16 protein-coding genes are annotated in these 17861 nt (G+C 43.9%); 8 read left to right on the top strand and 8 right to left on the bottom strand.

The genetic code is table 11. The features are described 5' to 3' along the window. Positions 1-10: 10 nt before the first annotated feature. The gene (locus tag I3255_RS05280) at positions 11-661 is read right to left on the bottom strand and encodes an alpha/beta fold hydrolase (protein WP_238037571.1); all 651 of its coding nucleotides are present in this window, start codon (positions 659-661) and stop codon (positions 11-13) included. A gap of 291 nt (positions 662-952) precedes the next feature. On the opposite strand from I3255_RS05280, the gene I3255_RS05275 reads away from it, so the two are divergent. The 3 genes from I3255_RS05275 (at position 953) to xseB (ending at position 3385) form a co-directional block, all read left to right on the top strand. Beyond that, the gene (locus tag I3255_RS05275; RefSeq protein ID WP_238037570.1) at positions 953-1321 is read left to right on the top strand and encodes a hypothetical protein; all 369 of its coding nucleotides are present in this window, start codon (positions 953-955) and stop codon (positions 1319-1321) included. Positions 1322-1548: 227 nt separating this feature from the next. Continuing rightward, positions 1549-3081: an exodeoxyribonuclease VII large subunit gene (gene xseA, locus I3255_RS05270; protein ID WP_238037567.1), complete on the top strand. Its 1533-nt coding sequence runs from the start codon at positions 1549-1551 to the stop codon at positions 3079-3081. 58 nt (positions 3082-3139) lie between these two features. Continuing rightward, positions 3140-3385 (top strand): exodeoxyribonuclease VII small subunit, encoded by a 246-nt coding sequence (gene xseB / locus I3255_RS05265; protein WP_238037564.1) that lies wholly within the window; start codon positions 3140-3142, stop codon positions 3383-3385. Between the two features lies 1 nt (position 3386). Here xseB and pncB read toward each other — a convergent pair whose 3' ends face one another. The 5 genes from pncB to I3255_RS05240 form a co-directional block, all read right to left on the bottom strand. Then, positions 3387-4613 (bottom strand): nicotinate phosphoribosyltransferase, encoded by a 1227-nt coding sequence (gene pncB / locus I3255_RS05260; RefSeq protein ID WP_238037561.1) that lies wholly within the window; start codon positions 4611-4613, stop codon positions 3387-3389. Positions 4614-4915: 302 nt separating this feature from the next. Then, the gene (msrAB, locus tag I3255_RS05255) at positions 4916-6703 is read right to left on the bottom strand and encodes a bifunctional peptide-methionine (S)-S-oxide reductase MsrA/peptide-methionine (R)-S-oxide reductase MsrB (RefSeq protein WP_238037558.1); all 1788 of its coding nucleotides are present in this window, start codon (positions 6701-6703) and stop codon (positions 4916-4918) included. A 274-nt stretch (positions 6704-6977) separates the two neighbouring features. Then, positions 6978-7871 (bottom strand): ATP-binding cassette domain-containing protein, encoded by an 894-nt coding sequence (locus tag I3255_RS05250; RefSeq protein WP_238037786.1) that lies wholly within the window; start codon positions 7869-7871, stop codon positions 6978-6980. 64 nt (positions 7872-7935) lie between these two features. Further along, the gene (locus I3255_RS05245; protein WP_238037557.1) at positions 7936-9867 is read right to left on the bottom strand and encodes a glycine betaine ABC transporter substrate-binding protein; all 1932 of its coding nucleotides are present in this window, start codon (positions 9865-9867) and stop codon (positions 7936-7938) included. 362 nt (positions 9868-10229) lie between these two features. Further along, positions 10230-11648, bottom strand: coding sequence for a coniferyl aldehyde dehydrogenase (locus I3255_RS05240; protein ID WP_238037783.1), 1419 nt, complete (start codon positions 11646-11648; stop codon positions 10230-10232). Positions 11649-12102: 454 nt separating this feature from the next. Between I3255_RS05240 and lipB the strand changes: the two genes are divergently transcribed. From lipB to I3255_RS05220, 4 genes are all read left to right on the top strand, one after another. Then, on the top strand, positions 12103-12957 hold the full coding sequence (gene lipB / locus I3255_RS05235) for a lipoyl(octanoyl) transferase LipB (protein WP_238037555.1): 855 nt from the start codon (positions 12103-12105) through the stop codon (positions 12955-12957). Between the two features lie 193 nt (positions 12958-13150). Next, positions 13151-13681: an inorganic diphosphatase gene (locus I3255_RS05230; RefSeq protein ID WP_057759479.1), complete on the top strand. Its 531-nt coding sequence runs from the start codon at positions 13151-13153 to the stop codon at positions 13679-13681. A gap of 158 nt (positions 13682-13839) precedes the next feature. Next, the gene (locus I3255_RS05225) at positions 13840-14307 is read left to right on the top strand and encodes a hypothetical protein (protein ID WP_201600932.1); all 468 of its coding nucleotides are present in this window, start codon (positions 13840-13842) and stop codon (positions 14305-14307) included. Positions 14308-14623: 316 nt separating this feature from the next. Then, positions 14624-15007 (top strand): VOC family protein, encoded by a 384-nt coding sequence (locus tag I3255_RS05220; RefSeq protein WP_238037554.1) that lies wholly within the window; start codon positions 14624-14626, stop codon positions 15005-15007. Between the two features lie 184 nt (positions 15008-15191). On the opposite strand, the gene I3255_RS05215 is transcribed toward I3255_RS05220, so the two are convergent. Next, positions 15192-16079, bottom strand: coding sequence for an SDR family NAD(P)-dependent oxidoreductase (locus tag I3255_RS05215; protein WP_201600931.1), 888 nt, complete (start codon positions 16077-16079; stop codon positions 15192-15194). Between the two features lie 199 nt (positions 16080-16278). On the opposite strand from I3255_RS05215, the gene I3255_RS05210 reads away from it, so the two are divergent. Beyond that, positions 16279-16686 (top strand): DUF1622 domain-containing protein, encoded by a 408-nt coding sequence (locus tag I3255_RS05210; protein WP_238037552.1) that lies wholly within the window; start codon positions 16279-16281, stop codon positions 16684-16686. A 76-nt stretch (positions 16687-16762) separates the two neighbouring features. Here I3255_RS05210 and dusB read toward each other — a convergent pair whose 3' ends face one another. Further along, positions 16763-17794, bottom strand: a complete 1032-nt coding sequence (dusB, locus tag I3255_RS05205) for a tRNA dihydrouridine synthase DusB (RefSeq protein WP_238037550.1) — start codon at positions 17792-17794, stop codon at positions 16763-16765. Positions 17795-17861: the final 67 nt, after the last annotated feature.

Below are 17861 nucleotides of genomic sequence, written 5' to 3'. Positions count from 1 at the left end.
AAGGTTAAAACTATGCATTGCTATGCGTTTCTAATAACTTTTTGAGCTCTGATAAGCGACCGTGAAAAAAGTGGCCAGCACCATCAACCACGCTGACTGCAACTCCTAAGCGATCTGCAAATGCCTGCATATTTTCAGGCGCGATTACTTCATCCGCATTACCATAGATCTCAAAGGTTTTATCCGCGGGTAAACTAATATCAGTACTGTCATTTTTTTCAACTGAGGGTGCGATAAGTGCGATTTTTGACACGTCAAAATCGTCCAGCCCCCATATATGTGAGGCTTCAAGTACTTGTTCAGCCACGCGGGCTGTGACATAACCACCAAAAGAAAAACCGCCAAGCCATAGCTTTCGGGCATTGGTTTGTTCAGCAATCCATTGTAGCACGGTCATTGCATCGACCACTTCACCTTCCGCATAATCATGCTCGCCTGTCGATTGACCAACGCTGCGGAAGTTAAAACGTACCACATGCATGCCATTGTCACGGGCAAAGCGGTACATAGTCGTGACCACTTTATTGTTCATTGTCCCATCGAACAACGGATTGGGATGGCATAGCAGCGCGACGGTATCTGTATTTGGGTCATTAGGATTGTCATTTTGCCATAGTGCGTCGACCTCGAGCACACCAGCAGGAGCAGGAATCAATTGCATAGTATTACTTATTAATAAAAAATGAATGGCTCAATTATCCTAGATATGATTTTTATTTCAAGTGATTTGCTGTGTACGGGTGCGACTTGTTTTATTTTAGGCCAAAATTGACTCGTAGCAGTTGAGTATATTATTGATTTAAGCACGCTATTTTTGTCATAGATTGGATAGGCAATACTGCTGTAATACCGCACACAATAAGCGTCTAGACAGGTAATATCTAGATACGCTACATTCATGAAGCTTTGCCTATTGCTAAGACGTTCTGTTTATATACATTAGGAATTACTTATGAATACCTTTAATAAAACTGCCAGTTTAGGCGCAATATTGGCCGGTGTGCTTGTTTTAAGCGCTTGTCAAAGCACGCCATCATCACCAGTGATCCAGCGCGCTAACTCTATTTATGAAACCACGGGCATCGCCGATACCAAAGTCAAAGCACAGCAAAATGCAATTGATAGTGCGCAAACAACCTGTCGCAGCAAACAAGTCATTATCGTTGATGACAATGTCAAATATAATGGCATTTTAAATGAGCGTACTGGCCGTATGGTTGGACAAGTGGGTTCTGTGGTCGGCTCAATCTTTGGCACAGGCACGCCAGATTTATCACGCAATGATGATTATGAGTACAAGATCAATTTTCGTTGCCAGTAACTCTCTATCAGCAACTCTCTAAATGAGCGACGCCATTTGCGTTTCTCTAGCATCACCTGACATACTGTGATTTATGAAATAGCCAACAAGCTGCGATATGGATAATATATCAATCAAAGCTTGTTGGCTTTGCTTTTTGTGTGCGCCCTTTTGGGTTAAACTATCCGCTATCGTATTCAGCACATCCTCATTAGTCTTTATGTTTTCATTATCCTTGGTCTTATATCATGCGCAAACCCAATCTTTCAAACATCAAACAGGCCAAAGTACTCGAACCTGCCAAAGATCTGGCCACTTTAGAGGCCGAACTCGCTGAGCAAGAAGACCATTTAGAGGATACGGTCCTACGTCTGAGTGATTACTTATCCGCGGTTGAGATGGTCATCAAACAGACCTTTGACCACCGTGTCTGGGTCAAGGCAGAAATCCGTAACCTATCGAGTAAAGGTGGTCACTATTATTTTGAATTGGCAGAAAAAGACGATGATGGCAAAGTGGTCGCCAGTTGCCGCGGCAACCTTTGGCGTTTTAAAGCGGCTCGTGTATTAGCCAAGTTTGAGCGCGCGACTGGTATGCCGCTTGAGCGTGATTTGACCGTACTCCTCAAAGTATCGGCAGGATTCCATGCCCAGTATGGCTTTTCAATCACGATTGAAGATATCGACCCCAGCTATACGCTAGGCGATTTGGCACGGCAGTATGCAGAAATGGTCGATCGCTTAACAGGCGAAGGGCTATTACATCTCAATCAGCAGCTGCCTACCCCTTTTGATATCGAGCATGTGCTGGTCATCGCCCCTGAGAAGGCGGCTGGATTGGGCGATTTTCAAGCAGATGCGGATCGCTTAGCCAGTACAGGTGCTTGTCATTTCCATTACCATAATGCGACTTTTCAAGGCAATCATGCGCCCGCTGAGATACGTCAAGCCATCGTTAATGCACAGCAGCAGTTTTACGACACTTATCAGCGCCTACCAGATTTATTAGTCATTATTCGTGGCGGCGGTGCCGTGGGAGACTTGGCTTATCTTAATGATTATGAGCTGGCAGCGTTGGTTGCTGAGCAGCCTGTGCCTGTTTGGGTGGGTATCGGTCATGAGCGTGACAAAGTCATCTTAGATGAAGTGGCGCATACCAGCTTTGATACGCCCTCAAAAGTGATTGCTGCTATCCATAGCCATTTAGCCCAGCTCGTCACTCAGACGCTACAATATCAAGCGCAAATCAAGCAAGCTGCTCAGCGCCAACTCAATATTGCTGAGCAACAAACTGTACGTCAATTAAGCCAAATACAGTCACAGACTATCGGACAACTCACTGCTCTACGAAAAGACAGTGACTATGCATGGCGCAGCATTCAACAAAGCGCACAGCGTCAAGTAAAGCAAGCAGCTAGACTGACGGCTGAGCGATATACACAAACGCAAACCTTGACACGTCAAAAACTGACGAAAGCCGCGACTAATAGCAAAAGTCATCAAGAGTCAATCATGCAAAACGCGCAGCAGCAAGTCATACAAGCACAGCGCGATAGCGAGCACCTACGTGATATTGTGCTATTACATCGCCCGTCTCGCGTGCTTAAGCAAGGCTATACCATGCTCACAAACGCAAATGGCAAACAAACACTCACGAGCAGCACTCAACTGTCTCCTGAGCAAACTGTCAATATCATTTTAAAAGATGGCAATGCAAAAGCGCAGATTATCGATGTCAATATGGATAAAAAAGCGACTGAAACCTCAGACAGACCAATTTAACCCCATAATAATATCTAACAACTACTTATCTACTTACCTTTAAAAATTAGGAAATTTTATGACCACCCCTACTCGTAGACGCAAAAAAGCCGCCCCAAAAACCTTTAAGGCGGCTTACGATATTTTAAAAACTAATGCGACTGAACTGCAGCAGCAAGACGAGCCTGATATTGATAACTTAATGACTACGGTTGAAGAATCTATTGCGGCTTATCGCATTTGTGAGACTCGTATCAATGCTGTACAGCAAGCATTGGATGCAGCCTTCGCCGAAGAAAAATCTACTAGCAGCACGGATAGTTAGGTTATTCAGGCTCATCAACTTCAAAGACTTGGCGTAGATAGGCAAGATACGTGTCATTATTAATCATGGTCTTGCCTGGGCTATCAGACAGCTTGGCCACTGGCTGACCATTGCACTCCACCAATTTAAGCACGATATTAATCGGTGTGATGCCCATGTCATTGGTCAAATTGGTGCCAATGCCAAAGCTGGTTCTAATACGATCTTTGAAGTATTGATGCAGCTCCCACGCTTTTTCTAAATCCAGCCCATCACTGAAAGTCAAAATCTTTGTCTTTGGATCTATCTTTAGCTTTTCATAATGTGCCACTGCCTTATCACCCCAGATATAAGGGTCGCCACTATCGTGACGCAGCCCATCGAAGAGCTTGGCAAAATACAAATCAAAGTCGCGCAAGAACGCATCCATACCGACCACGTCTGTCAATGCAATACCCAAATCGCCACGATACTCATGCACCCACGCTTCAAGCGCGGCCTTTTGTGAATCACGCAAACGCACATCTAATGCCTGAAATGCTTGCATAAACTCATGTGCCATCGTGCCTATCGGCGTCATTCCTAGCTGTTTTGCCAGATATACATTGGATGTACCGCCCACGATTTTTGGCTCAGCTTTATGTAATGTCTCCACCACATGTGCCTGCCAGCGTTTACTAAAGCGTCGACGCGTCCCAAAATCAGCGACGATAAATGGCGGTATATCACGCCCATATTTTGCCTGCTCTAGGGCATATTTATGCAACAGCGCTACTTTTCCATCAAGGCGACGTTGCCCTTCTTCAATCACACTATCGTTCGATAACGCATTAAAATAAAGCTCATTGACGATAGCCAGTACAAATACTTCAAAGAACATTGCCTGAATCATCGGTCCTTCGATATCGATAGATAAACGACCTTTTTCATCGGTACTGACTGTAATAAACCGGCGTTTTAACTTAAATAATTCAAGATAATCGACAAAGTCTGAACGCATAAAGCGCAAACTACGAAGGTAGTCCAACTCATCCGGCAAAAAACGCAGCTCACACAGGCTGTCTAATTGCTGCTCTAGATCTTTTTGAATATCGGCCAATGGATAGGCCGACTCTTTATTATTGCGGCAGCGAAAACGATACACGCCATGTGTCTGTGGAAACTGATGCAGCATGGCTTGTAACATCGTAAATTTGTACAAATCATTATCGAGCAGTGAGGTAATAATGGGTGAATAGGTAGCAGTCATGCTATGGCCTTAAAAGTGCAGAAATGAGAAACAAGTGTCACCGAAACGACCAAGCGACCTTATGTCTGAATAATAAATGCTATCTGGATAATAAATAATAGACACTCATAGAGTGTGCATCACCAATAAACCATCAAGTATAACGAAGTTTGGTATTGATGTCAGAATTCGCGTTAGATTGCAGCAAAATTCGTACAACTAGCGAAAATGATAATCAAATATCTAACAGTACATGAAACAAAAAAGACGCTAAGATTGAACTTAACGTCTTTTTTGTTTATTCAAAGGTGACAATAAAACGACTATGATTTCACCAGTTTTACTAATGGTGCATAGCCTGATTGCGGCATCACACTCACTGGGATGAACTGTAGCGCCCCGCCATTGATACAATAACGCAGCCCGCCACGGTCTTTTGGACCATCAGGAAAGACATGGCCCAAATGCGAGTCAGCCACGCGGGAACGAACTTCAGTACGTACCATATTAAAGGCATTATCCTGATGCTGGGTAATCACTTGCATATCAATAGGCTTAGTAAAGCTGGGCCAGCCGCATCCTGATTGGTATTTGTCCGTCGACAAAAACAACGGCTCACCACTGACCACGTCAACATAAATACCAGGCGCAAATAAATCATCATATTCATGACTAAAGGCGCGCTCCGTCCCAGCCTCTTGCGTGATATTGTACTGCGCTTTGGTCAATGTATTCTTTAGCGCATCTTTATCAAACTTAGCATAGCGCTTGGGATCTAACGTCTCAGCGACCGTATTAGCTGGCGCAAGTTTGGTACGAGCTGCCCCTTCAGGCTTATCATCAGCAAGACTTAAATCAATATGACAATAGCCGTTTGGATTTTTTGCCAGATAATCTTGATGGTACATCTCAGCCAAATAGAAATTATCTAAGGGCTCGTTCTCGACCACAACTTTTTGCTCGTATTTGCTTTGTACACGCTTGAGCGCAGCATCAATCACCGCTTTATCTTCTTTGTCAGTGTAATACACACCTGAGCGATACTGGACGCCGCGATCATTGCCTTGCTTATTTAAGCTTGTTGGATCAACCACTCGGAAATAATATTTTAAGATGGTATCGAGGTCTGTTTTGTCGGCATCATAGGTAACTTTTACGGTTTCTGCATGTCCTGAGCCACGAATGACTTGCTCATAGCTTGGATTGGCTGTATCGCCATTAGCGTAACCTGATACGGCATCAACAACGCCGTCGACGCGCTCCATATAAGCTTCAACACCCCAAAAACAGCCCCCTGCAAGGTAGATTGAGCGGGTGTTGATTGGTCTGCCTGTCTCATTGTAATACACGCCATCTTTTTGCTGGATGGCTTCAATTTTGTTGTTGTCTGATGCTTGTGCATTGGCAGGTTTAGCGTTACCTGCTTTGAGCTCAGCAAAGTCATTATCTGCATTTTCGGCAAGTGCATAAGCCTGCTCTGCTGATATGTTACCTTTTACCAAGTGTACCAGATTGCCATTTTTATCAAGGATAGCCCAGCTTGGATAAACTTGCACGCCAAGCTTATTGATAAGTTCACCTGAGGGGTCAGTCAAGACAGGCAAGTTTGGGTAGTCAGCCTGTACGCCCGCATACCAAGTACTAAACTCACCATCAGCTTTTTCATTAAGATGACCGGGGCTGGCGACTGTCACCACGTTTAAGCCTGAAAATTTAGGATCAGTGCGCCACGTCTCAGTCTCCTCTAATGTACCCAAACATAACGGGCACCAACTCGCCCAAAATTTTACTAAAGTAGGCTTATTAGGATCAATCACTGCCGCACCTGTGTCGCCTAAGCCTTTTGTTAGCTGCGGCAATGCTTGCATTTGTTTGAGCATATCAGAGGGCAACATGTCACGCGAGCTGGTGATGCCAGTATTTTGACTACCTGATTTGGTACTACTGCTTGCGCTGCTTTCTGCATTGCTCATCTGGCCACAGGCGACTAATATGCTTGCACTCAGCACTGTCGTCATGCTAAAGGCGCTAACGTTTTTTAGCCAGCTTGATGAGCGAGGTTTCTTAGTTTCTTCATGACTACTATTTTTTTGATTGTTTTTATATGACATGACGTGTCCTTGTTACGGATGGTACGAGTTTTGGCAACCATGAGCGAGTAAATGGCTCAAAAGTCTATTATGAAGGAATTCAAGTTAAAGAGATAAGACTTTGAAAATAGTGGAGAGAAAATGATTCAGATCGTTGAGACGCATTAGTTTGACTTAATAGTATACAACGCTATTGGAGCCTACTTTAATAGTAAGCTGTCGATAGCTACACTTATTTAACAGGATAGTAAGAGTCCTGATATAGAGGGCGCTTCAATACAATAATCAGTGCATATCACGCTTTTGCACTCATAAATTGCTCAACATAGTCGTCGGCAGGATTGTGTCGTAAGTCGCTTGGCGTACCTGTCTGTATTAAGCGTCCACCATTTAATATACTGATGCGCTGGCCGACTTTGACTGCCTCATCAATATCATGGGTAATAAAAACAATGGTCTTATTGAGTCGATCTTGTAATGCAAGCAATTGATCTTGCAACTGGGCGCGAATAAGCGGATCAAGCGCAGAGAATGCCTCATCCATTAATAAGATGGGATTGTCCGTTGCTAAGGCTCGAGCCAGCCCAACTCGCTGCTGCATACCGCCAGATAACTCATCAGGGTAGCTGTACTCTGAATTGGTAAGGCCTACTTCGTTCAGCCAGTAACGCGCGATCTCGTGACGCTCGCTCACACTCATCTTGCGCACGCGTAGACCATAAGCGACATTTTGCATCACGGTCATGTGTGGCACTAAGCCAAAATGTTGAAACACCATACTGACCGTTTGCTGCCGATAGTGCTGCAACTGTTTATCATTGAGTTCTAAAATATTGATAGCGTTAGATGAGCTTTCGTCTACTGGCGCAGTGTTTGCCTGCGGATTATCTTTGACGTGCGTTTTGGTATTGACCGTAGTATTAACCCATATCTCACCGCTGGTTGGATCAATCAAGCGGTTGAGATGACGTATCAAGGTCGACTTGCCAGAACCTGATAATCCCATGATGCAATGTAGCTCGCCTGCCTTGATATTCAAATTGACATCATAGAGCCCAACTGAGTAGCCAGTTTGTTCTTTGACTGCAACGCTATCCATACCCTCAGCCAATAATGTCAATGCAGACTGGGCTTGCGTACTATTGGCATTATAGATTTTACTGATATTTTTTAGCTGGATATGATTCATCATTATTCTCACTATTTGCCTAATTTTTTATGCTGGCTTTACTCATTGATTACTGGACGCATTACTACCCAATCGGGCGTCTGCCTGCTTCGATCGTTTTTTGACGAGCGCGTTTCCCTTGACCAAAGGCTTGGGTGATGCGGTCAATGATAATGGCGACGATGACGATAGCCGTACCTGCTTGTAAGCCTTGCCCGATATTGAGCGTTTGGATAGATTGCAATACATCTTCACCAAGGCCTGGAGCACCAATCATCGACGCCAGTACTACCATAGCAAGCGACATCATCACCGCTTGGTTAATACCTGCCATGATACTAGGTAGTGCCTGTGGCAGTTTGATCCAAATGAGCAGCTGTAAATGCGTACTACCAAAAGAGCGACCTGCTTCGACCATTTCGTGATTCACTTGGGTAATACCCAGCGTTGTTAGACGAATCAGTGGCGGCAGCGCATAAATAACCGTTGCAAAGAGTGCAGGCACTTTACCAATACCAAACAGCATCAGCACGGGGATGAGATACACAAAGCTTGGCATCGTCTGCATCACATCGAGTACTGGCGTCACAATCTTGCGTAGTAGCTTGCTACCTGACATGGCAATACCGATAGGAATACCGATCACCACTGTGACTAATACTGACACGATGAGTAACGCCAAAGTATCAATCAGCGCGACCCATAACCCAAAAGCACCAATCAAGAAAAGCCCCGCACCACATGCCAACGCAAACCAAATCTTGCGTACACCAAACCAAGCAAGCACCGTCACAAACGCGATAATGAGCCAAGGTGGAATAATCGTTAATAATCGCTCAATGGGTAAAAGCAAATACGTGAGTGTCACCGTGCTAATAGTACGAAATACGTCTCCATAGTTTTGGACGACGCTTGATAAGGCATTGTTAAGCGGGGTCTCAAGCGACCACGAAGGGAAGCTGGATGAGAGTGCTGACTGATCACTACTAGAGACAGCTGGATCAGCACTGATAACAGCACCGTTTAAGCTAACGCCTAGCTTAGTCGCAAGATTAGTGGCAGCGTCTTCAGACAACCATCCTTTCCAAACATTTGGGTTATCACGCAAAAACGCCAACGCTTGCTCATCGCCACTACGCTTCGTTTCACTCATCTCTAAGATTGCACCGTTCAGCTCATCAGGCGTAAACTGTACCTTTTTGAAGACCTCTGCTAGCTCAGGATTGGATTCGATAAATGGGGTAGATACGGCAATACCAAGAGGCGATACTGGAAAACCAGATACACAATCAGATGTACCGTCAGCGAGTAATAGGTCTTGCCAGCAGGCATCTTTGTGATCTGGGAACTCTAAAGCAGCAAAATCATACTTTGCCATTAGGCCCGTAGGCTGCCAGTAGTAAAACAATAGCGGCTTGTGCTGCTCAAAAGCAGAGGCGATTTCGGCATCGAGCGCAGCGCCCGTACCGGGATGAGCATTGTTAAAAATACTATCAAGCCCCGTATTTTTTAGCAGACGCGTATTAAAAATCTCACAGGTCCAGCCAGAGGGACAATTCATAAAGCGAGATTTGCTCGGATCTTCAGGGTCTTTGAATAGCTGGGCATATTTGGGTAGGTCTTGATAACGACGTAGCCCTGGGTTTTCTTCTAATACATATTTTGGAACATACCACCCTTGGGTCGCACCGCCTTTTAGCGTATCGCCAATGACAGCCACTTTATTCTGCTCAATGGCTTTTTCCATAATTGGCGAGCGTCCAATCCACTGCTCACCAATGATCTGAATGTCGTTTTGTGACAATGCTGTCTCAAGCGCAGGTCCTGCTCCTGGCACTTCTTCTACCGTGCAACCATAACCATCTTCAGCAATATACTTAAGCACCCCAGAGGTAAACTGTCCGCTCTCCCACGTCAGTGCGCCAAACTTGATCGGTGACTCACAAGCTGCGGATGCTGATACAGGCAGCAACAACGCGCTCATACACAGTAAACTTAATGCAATCCATTGGCGCATGTTCTGTCCTATTTATTGTTTTTTACTGGCATGAAAGAAGCATCAAAACCACAGAATTTCACGATACCATGTTGATTCATAACATCTATGAATCATCCACTGTTGTTTAGGCTTACTACAAAGTGTAGCGACTTATAGGAGTAATAACAAATGCTTATTTATCGATTACTGAGATGATTGAGCTTCAGGCCATGCAGATATAAACACTATCATTAATAAATCTTTTCCCCATGCTAACCTTTGATTTTTTGGACAAAAAAATAGCACCTATTTTGATAGATGCTATAGATATAGGTACTATAGATTATGGTATCGAATGAAGAGAGTTCAAAATCAATCTTTGAATAACTTCCATAGGACAATTATTTCAAAAACAATGCCATCGCCTTTTTAAACAGTCCACCATAAGGGGGCAATAAGAAATTGAGGCCATTTAGCTTGGTCTGTACAAAGATAGGTTTCATATGGCTCAAGCGCTCAAAGCCCGCTTTGCCATGGTACGCGCCTGTACCAGAGTCACCTACCCCACCAAACGGTAAGTCATGCTGGGCGACATGCATGATGACTTCATTGATACATAGACCACCAGAGACCGTGTTGTTACGCACGTTTTCGATGCTACTATAGTTGTCACTAAAGACGTATAGCGCTAGTGGCCTTGGACGCGAGTTCACAAAATAGATCGCATCGTCTAGTGTCTCATAATGCATCAGTGGCAAAATCGGGGCAAAAATCTCATTTTGCATCAGATCGCTATCAGGCGCAGGCTCGCTCACAATCACAGGTGGCATCAGACGCGTTTCGATATTGGGCTCAACCGCAGTAAGTGCGTGTATCTCATCACCTGTTAGCGCGTCTAAGTAGCCCTTAACCCGTTTAAACTGCTCACCATTGATAATGCGTGAATAGTCTGGATTGTTTTCGATATTGGGATAGTGCTTAGCCATCCACTCTTTTGCCAAGTGGATAAACTGGTCATGATATTGACGCTGAATCAATACATAATCTGGGGCAATACATGTTTGACCTGCATTTAGTGTTTTACCCATCATGACACGGTTGACCACCGACTCTAGATTGGCATCATCCAATACAATCACTGGTGACTTACCGCCAAGCTCAAGCGTTACTGGTGTCAAGTTAGGCGCGGCGGCAGCCATCACCTTTTTGCCTACAGCAGTCGAACCCGTGTATAACAAGTGGTCAAATGGCAACTTACTAAAGGCAGCAGCAATATCAACCTCGCCCAGTACCACACAGATCATATCTGGCGAAAAATAACGAGAAATGGCATCAGCAAATGTCTGAGCAAACTGCGGCGCGGCTTCGCTCATTTTGACCATGATTCGATTACCCGCGGTGATTGCATCAATCATCGGACCAATCGCCAAAAACAGTGGATAGTTCCACGGCACCATAATACCGACCACACCCAATGGCTGCGGCTGAATCTCATTGTGAGCTGGCATATACAGTGCTGAAATAGGCGCGCGGTGTGCTTTCATCCACTTTTTGCCGTGTTTTTTGGCGTGACTGATACCGGTAAAACTCGGAAACAGCTCGGCAAACTGAGTCTCTGATTGACTACGATACCCAAAGTCTGCGCTGATTGCTTTTGCAAAGCTCTCTTGATTGTCGCTCAGCATCACTTCTAGATTGTCTAGTTGAGTCTCACGAGTGCCCCAGTCATTGATCGGCCGCGTACGGCTCAATGTTTGTAGACGTGAGAATTGAGATTTCATCTCATCGATGGTTTTTGCGGTACTCAGTGCTTCAGGCATACGCTGCAGCGCAAAACCTGCATCGGTTGGTGCCTGCTCATGGGCGTGTTGGTTGCTATCTGTCATTTGTCTTCCTTGTCGTAGTCACATGTACTCATATATCGTGTAGTCACTACATTATATTGGGTTATAGGCGCTGTCTTTCTAGTCAGGCGCGCGCTTTAATAACCTGCCCTGACTGTCAATTTCATCAGATTCCATTCATTATACTTTAATGTAGCGCATCAACTGTGCAATGAACAGCACCTTTCATTGACTGCCGCGTTTGTAATCGCCTACTAAAGCCATGATATTAAAATGGTTTTACTTTTTCTAGCACATTTTCTATAGGTACTCACATGCCACATCCGATGCTAGACTGCAGATAAACTTTGAGCGATAGACACCAAAACTGCTACACTACCTATCGACATTATCTATATTTAAACCAAACAATAATAAGACAGACACGCTCATGCAAAACGACACACAACCGCTCAATGACACGCTAATCAGTAAATCTCTGTCAGCAGCCGATTATGTTCTCACTCTCGATGCCATGCTGTCACGTACTCTCGAACGTATCGATCTAAAAAAACAGCAAGGACTACGCACGCCTGATGAGTTATGGATCGTTGATCACAACGATGTTTATACGCTTGGACAAGCAGGCAAAGAAGAACACATATTGCAGCGCACCGACACGCCTATCATCAAGACCGATCGCGGTGGTCAGGTAACCTGGCATGGTCACGGACAGCTGGTCCTTTATTGGTTGTTTGACTTAAACAATTTGGGCTGGAGTGTACGCCATCTGGTCTCCCACGCTGAGCAAGCGATCGAAGACGTCGTTAATGACTGTCTGCATAGCTCGCCATCTAGTCGTGACAATATCAGTGCCCACGCCCGCCGTGATGCGCCTGGCGTTTACATGTATTCTGACCCCACTGTAGCGGATGACAGTAGCAATGCTAATAGCAACTCGCTAGATAACAAATCTTTTGATAATAAGATTATGCTTGGAAAAATAGCGTCGTTGGGCTTCAAGATTAAGCATGGCTTTAGCTATCATGGTATCGCAATTAACTTAGACTGTGATTTGTCAGCATTCAACGCCATCAATCCTTGCGGTTATGAGGGTATGCAGATGTTGCGCCTGTCTGACTTTGTAGTCATGCAGACAGATTCAGAGCAAAAAGAATCAGAAACAAAAACGACTCAACAAATCAGCGACGCATTAAGCTATAAAATCGTTACCCAAAAACTTATCGATAATATCGCCAAGCGTCATGCTGGACTGATTGAATTGCGAGCCATCGCGCCAAAGTAAGTTTTGAGTCCATTTTTGCATAATCTTTTTTTGCATAATATCTTGCACGCTTAGACTTAAGCATTAAGAGAAAATTTAGACCAAACTTGTTATAATCGCACCCAGTACAAATCGGGTGCGGCAAAAATTTTGCAGTATCCCCAGCTAAATCAATCATTCAAACCTCTAAAACAAAAGCAAATTGGAGTATTTCATGGCAGATTTTAATAAAATTTTGGACGCAGGCGACGTAGACGGCGGTATCATCAACGTAGTAGTAGAGATCCCAGCTGGTAGCAGCCATAAAATTGAGTGGAATCGCGAATTGGCCGTATTTGAGCTTGATCGTATTGACCCACAGATTTTTGCTAAGCCATGTAACTATGGTTTCATCCCGCAAACACTTGACGAAGATGGCGATGAGCTTGATGTATTGCTATTGACTGAACAGCCACTACCAACAGGTATTTTCCTAAAAGCAAAAGTCATCGGTGTGATGAAGTTTGTTGATGATGGCGAAGTGGATGACAAAATCGTTGTCGTACCTGCTGACGACCGTGACACAGGTAATGCTTACAATAGCCTAGAAGACCTACCAAAGCAGTTAATCAACCAACTAGAGTTCCATTTCAGCCACTATAAAGACCTGAAAAAAGCGGGTACTACTGTGGTTGAATCTTGGGGTGATGTTGCGGAAGCGAAAGAAGTCATCAAAGAATCTATCCAACGCTGGAAAGACCTATAATTTATCAAAATTGGCATAAATGCTAATCATAGATGAATACCAAAATACCGCGATCGCAATGTGATCGCGGTATTTTTTTGTTTGAATATCGCTTGTGTAAAATGGTTATAATAAACCCTATTACTCATTCACACGCATACGCCGTAATAAGGACAGCCATGTTTAACCCCGACCCTAGCAAAAAGCCGGTCAATACAAAGTTGCCAAAAGACGTCATCATGATGGTCGAAAAAAACAACTTGGTAATGGCCATCAAAACGTTGGCGGCAGACGAAAACATCAGTATGGATGAAGCCAAGACTAGGATTGATGCCTATGAGACAGCACTAAAGGTAAAACAACAGCAAAAGCTCAATACCATCGCTAGTAAACAAGGTATCCCCAATCAAGCCATTAGCTTCGATAGAGAGCAAGAGATCGATGACGGACCTGGACCATTGGTAAAAAATCGTGTCAAAACCACCAAGCAAAGCCAAGGATTTAAGAGCCTGCAAGATGGTGTCGATGGTCAGCTAAATGACTTGGGCTATAAGAAACCTTTGCTCCCTTATTGGCTAAAACGATTACTCGTTATCGCTGTCTTGATGATAGGTATATTTTGGATATTGTGGCGAGTGTTTGTTTAAATCAAGTACTGAATCGCGATACTTTTTATAGAACCGTTTATCGCTGATACTGTAGCCTGCGAGTATTGTTACTCACAGGCTGGACAATAGAAAAGCCAAGCAAGGTTTGTTGGTTTCGCCAGTCTGTTATAAGTGGTTCCATGATAGCGGTCTGTTTTAAGTAGTCTATTAATAGGTTTGAAGGGTGAGATAACTGGTTCCGTTGAGGTATAGCTAAAACGCACCAAATTAAGCTATTTGACAGTAGGGGTCAAATAACTTAATTTGGTGAATGAAGTAATTCGCTATCTCCCCCATAAATTTTTTGAGAGTCAGCATGGAAATTTCACATTTAGATCATTTGGTTTTAACTGTTTCAGATATTGAAAAAACATGTAATTTTTATAATCAAGTTCTAAATTTTGAGGTTGTTTCTTTCGGGAATGGTCGTAAAGCCTTAAAGTTTGGTAAGCAAAAAATTAACTTACATCAAGTAGGAAAAGAATTTGAACCCAAGGCTAAGTGTCCAACAAAAGGATCTGCTGACCTATGCTTTATAGCAAAAACTCCATTAGAAATGATCGTTAAGCATCTAAACGATTTTAATATCCATATTGAAGCAGGACCAATTCAACGTACTGGAGCTACAGGAAACATTATATCTGTATATATTCGGGATCTTGATGATAACTTAATAGAAATATCTAATTATATTGTGTAGTTTTTGCGTAGAAAGCTACATTATGGCAAATAAACTTTAACCGAAGTAAATTGCTAAGAACAAAAGGCTACTAACGCCTTACCTATCTATATTATAGGAGCATTAATACAAATAGATAGAGCATTAAAAAAGGATACCATCGTATCCTTTTTTTGTTTTCATAATAATTGAGAGTAAGCCAATTTTAGTGATGCTCACCAGGGAGAATTCTGGCAAAGGCACGCTGAGCAAAGTTAGGCTTGCTATCCGTCGTTTGCGCCGCCGTCGAACTTGGAAAGATACGATAACCAATTGATTGAATACCGACGTTAAATGCTGGCACCAACGAGTACGTCGCTGAGGCAAATTTGCCCATATTACTGGCGATACTATTTGGCTTATGGACAATCGCTTTTGCGACCATTAATGCGGCTTCATCAGGCATCAAAGCTGGCATATAACGGTATAGCTTGGTTGGGGCGATCATAGGGGTACGTACCAAGGGCATAAAGATATTGGTGACCTTGATATTATCGCCTTTGACTTCCGCGGCTAAGCAACGACTAAACGCATCTAGCGCAGATTTTGACGCCACATACGCAGCAAAACGAGGGCTGTTGGCTAATACACCAATCGACGAGATATTGACAACTTGACCCGTTTGGCGGCTAATCATCGTCGGCAAGAAACCAAGAATAATTTTGACCGCGCCAAAATAATTGATCTCCATAGTGCGCTCAAAGTCATGAAAACGGTTGACCGACTCATGGACTGAACGGCGAATCGAACGACCAGCATTATTGACCAATACATCCACATGTTTAAAATCAGCAAGGATTTGTTCGCTAGTTTTTTCAATCTCATCCATATTGGTAAGGTCACATGGATAATAACTGGCCCTGCCACCCAATATTTCAATATTTTCTTTGACGGTTTTTAGTTTGTCTTCAGTACGCGCCAACAAAATAACATGCGCCCCGCACTCACTTAATAAAAAAGCCGTACGCTCGCCAATACCACTTGACGCGCCTGTAATGATAATATTTTTACCTTTTACTGCTTTGGTTATTGCTTTTTTCGAGGGATTAGCCATAAAAAGTCCTTTTTGTCTGTCCTATACCAATGAATATTCGTTTACAGCATAGCAAAAAAATATCGCATACAGTGAACAAAACACCAGTAGCTGATAGTTAATTTGACGGTTTTAGGGGTTTATAGTGATATATCATCATATAATAGTGACGATGTTTAGCGCCATACTTTTTGCTGACTGATACAGAGGAGACGTTATTTTGATCGGAAACTTAACCCACTATATTGACTTGATTGCCAAGATAGTCGAAGTCATAGGTGTCTTGATTATGTTTTTTGGACTCCTCTTTGCTTTTTACAAAGCATTTCGGATATCGGGCGGCCTGAACCACAATACCTACGTAGAGATCAGGCAGACCGTTGGCAAATCCATTCTTTTGGGACTTGAGGTATTGATTGCTGCAGATATTATGGCAACAGTGGTGACAGAGCCGACATTACGCAGCGTCTTGGTGTTGGGTATTATCGTGCTTATTCGTACGTTTTTGAGCTTATCGCTACAAGTTGAGCTAGAAGGCCGATTCCCTTGGCAAAAAGAAAAGCCCACACCTGAGAAAAATCCTGATGCTATGCCTTTCAATGAAGCCGCCCCTATTGATAAAACATAGATTGAATCAATAGAGTTGAAAGAGGTATCAGTGATTTATGCTCATAATAAGCGTGATGAAACTGTGCAGGCCATTACTACTCATACGTCTGCAAAAAACTCTGAACCACGCGGAACTGTCCGGCGGTACTCTCCTCGCCATACATCGCTTGACGGAAGGCGTTGGAGTTGGGGATGCCTGTCGTATACCACGCAATATGCTTGCGGGCGATACGGCAGCCAGAGTACTCGCCATAAAAGTCATACAGCTCTTGCAAATGTGCCAGTACGATTTCTTTTATCTCACTGACACTAGGGGCATCTAGACGCTCGCCAGTACGCAAAAAATGCTCGATATCGCGAAATATCCACGGCTGCCCTTGCGCGGCACGCCCAATCATCACTGCATCACAGCCTGTCATCTCATAAACATGCTGCGCTTTTTGCGCGCTGTCGATATCACCATTGGCAATGACAGGAATGCTAATGCTGTCTTTGACTTCGCGTATTAACTCGTAACGCGCCTCGCCCGTATACATATCTTCGCGCGTACGCCCATGGATGGCAATCGCGGCAATACCTGCTTGCTCTGCCCGCTTGGCGACTCGTAGGATGTTTTCACGACCATTTTCAAACCCCAATCGTGTTTTTAATGTCACAGGCGCATCAACAGCATTTACAGCGGCATCAAGCAGTCTTGCTACTAAATCCTCATCTTGTAGCAGCGCTGAGCCTGCCAGCTTACGACAAACCTTTTTGGCAGGACAGCCCATATTGATATCGATAATCTGCGCGCCATTATCGATTTGATAACGAGCCGCTTCAGCCAATTTTTCTGGTTCTGCGCCTGCTATCTGTGCAGAAATAGGCGCAATCTCGTTATCAAAGTTGGCACGATATAGGGATTTTTTGCGCGCATAAAGTGCCGTATCAGCGATGATCATCTCACTAACTGCATGACCTGCGCCAAATGATTTGCACAATCGGCGAAAAGGGTTATCCGTCACACCTGCCATCGGTGCGACCATCAAACGGTTTTCAATCGTCAGACCACCTATATTCAATGGCTGCAACAATGGATGGTCAGACAAAGTCGAGGACGAGGGTAAAACAGGAGAATCAATAGACATAAAAAAACGGCTTGATTTGTAAGGAAAACAAGCCGTTATTCTAAGGATTCTTGCACTTATTGCAAGC

The organism is Psychrobacter sp. Ps6, from assembly GCF_022129235.1.
GTDB lineage: Bacteria > Pseudomonadota > Gammaproteobacteria > Pseudomonadales > Moraxellaceae > Psychrobacter.
This window is presented reverse-complemented; position numbering and strand designations above follow the sequence as displayed.

Excerpts from the sequence above, each read along its gene's own strand:
- I3255_RS05280 (WP_238037571.1), bottom strand. The coding sequence starts at position 661 with ATGCAATTGATTCCTGCTCCTGCTGGTGTGCTCGAGGTCGACGCACTA.
- I3255_RS05275 (WP_238037570.1), top strand. The coding sequence starts at position 953 with ATGAATACCTTTAATAAAACTGCCAGTTTAGGCGCAATATTGGCCGGT.
- xseA (WP_238037567.1), top strand. The coding sequence starts at position 1,549 with ATGCGCAAACCCAATCTTTCAAACATCAAACAGGCCAAAGTACTCGAA.
- xseB (WP_238037564.1), top strand. The coding sequence starts at position 3,140 with ATGACCACCCCTACTCGTAGACGCAAAAAAGCCGCCCCAAAAACCTTT.
- pncB (WP_238037561.1), bottom strand. The coding sequence starts at position 4,613 with ATGACTGCTACCTATTCACCCATTATTACCTCACTGCTCGATAATGAT.
- msrAB (WP_238037558.1), bottom strand. The coding sequence starts at position 6,703 with ATGTCATATAAAAACAATCAAAAAAATAGTAGTCATGAAGAAACTAAG.
- I3255_RS05250 (WP_238037786.1), bottom strand. The coding sequence starts at position 7,871 with ATGAATCATATCCAGCTAAAAAATATCAGTAAAATCTATAATGCCAAT.
- I3255_RS05245 (WP_238037557.1), bottom strand. The coding sequence starts at position 9,867 with ATGCGCCAATGGATTGCATTAAGTTTACTGTGTATGAGCGCGTTGTTG.
- I3255_RS05240 (WP_238037783.1), bottom strand. The coding sequence starts at position 11,648 with ATGCCTGAAGCACTGAGTACCGCAAAAACCATCGATGAGATGAAATCT.
- lipB (WP_238037555.1), top strand. The coding sequence starts at position 12,103 with ATGCAAAACGACACACAACCGCTCAATGACACGCTAATCAGTAAATCT.
- I3255_RS05230 (WP_057759479.1), top strand. The coding sequence starts at position 13,151 with ATGGCAGATTTTAATAAAATTTTGGACGCAGGCGACGTAGACGGCGGT.
- I3255_RS05225 (WP_201600932.1), top strand. The coding sequence starts at position 13,840 with ATGTTTAACCCCGACCCTAGCAAAAAGCCGGTCAATACAAAGTTGCCA.
- I3255_RS05220 (WP_238037554.1), top strand. The coding sequence starts at position 14,624 with ATGGAAATTTCACATTTAGATCATTTGGTTTTAACTGTTTCAGATATT.
- I3255_RS05215 (WP_201600931.1), bottom strand. The coding sequence starts at position 16,079 with ATGGCTAATCCCTCGAAAAAAGCAATAACCAAAGCAGTAAAAGGTAAA.
- dusB (WP_238037550.1), bottom strand. The coding sequence starts at position 17,794 with ATGTCTATTGATTCTCCTGTTTTACCCTCGTCCTCGACTTTGTCTGAC.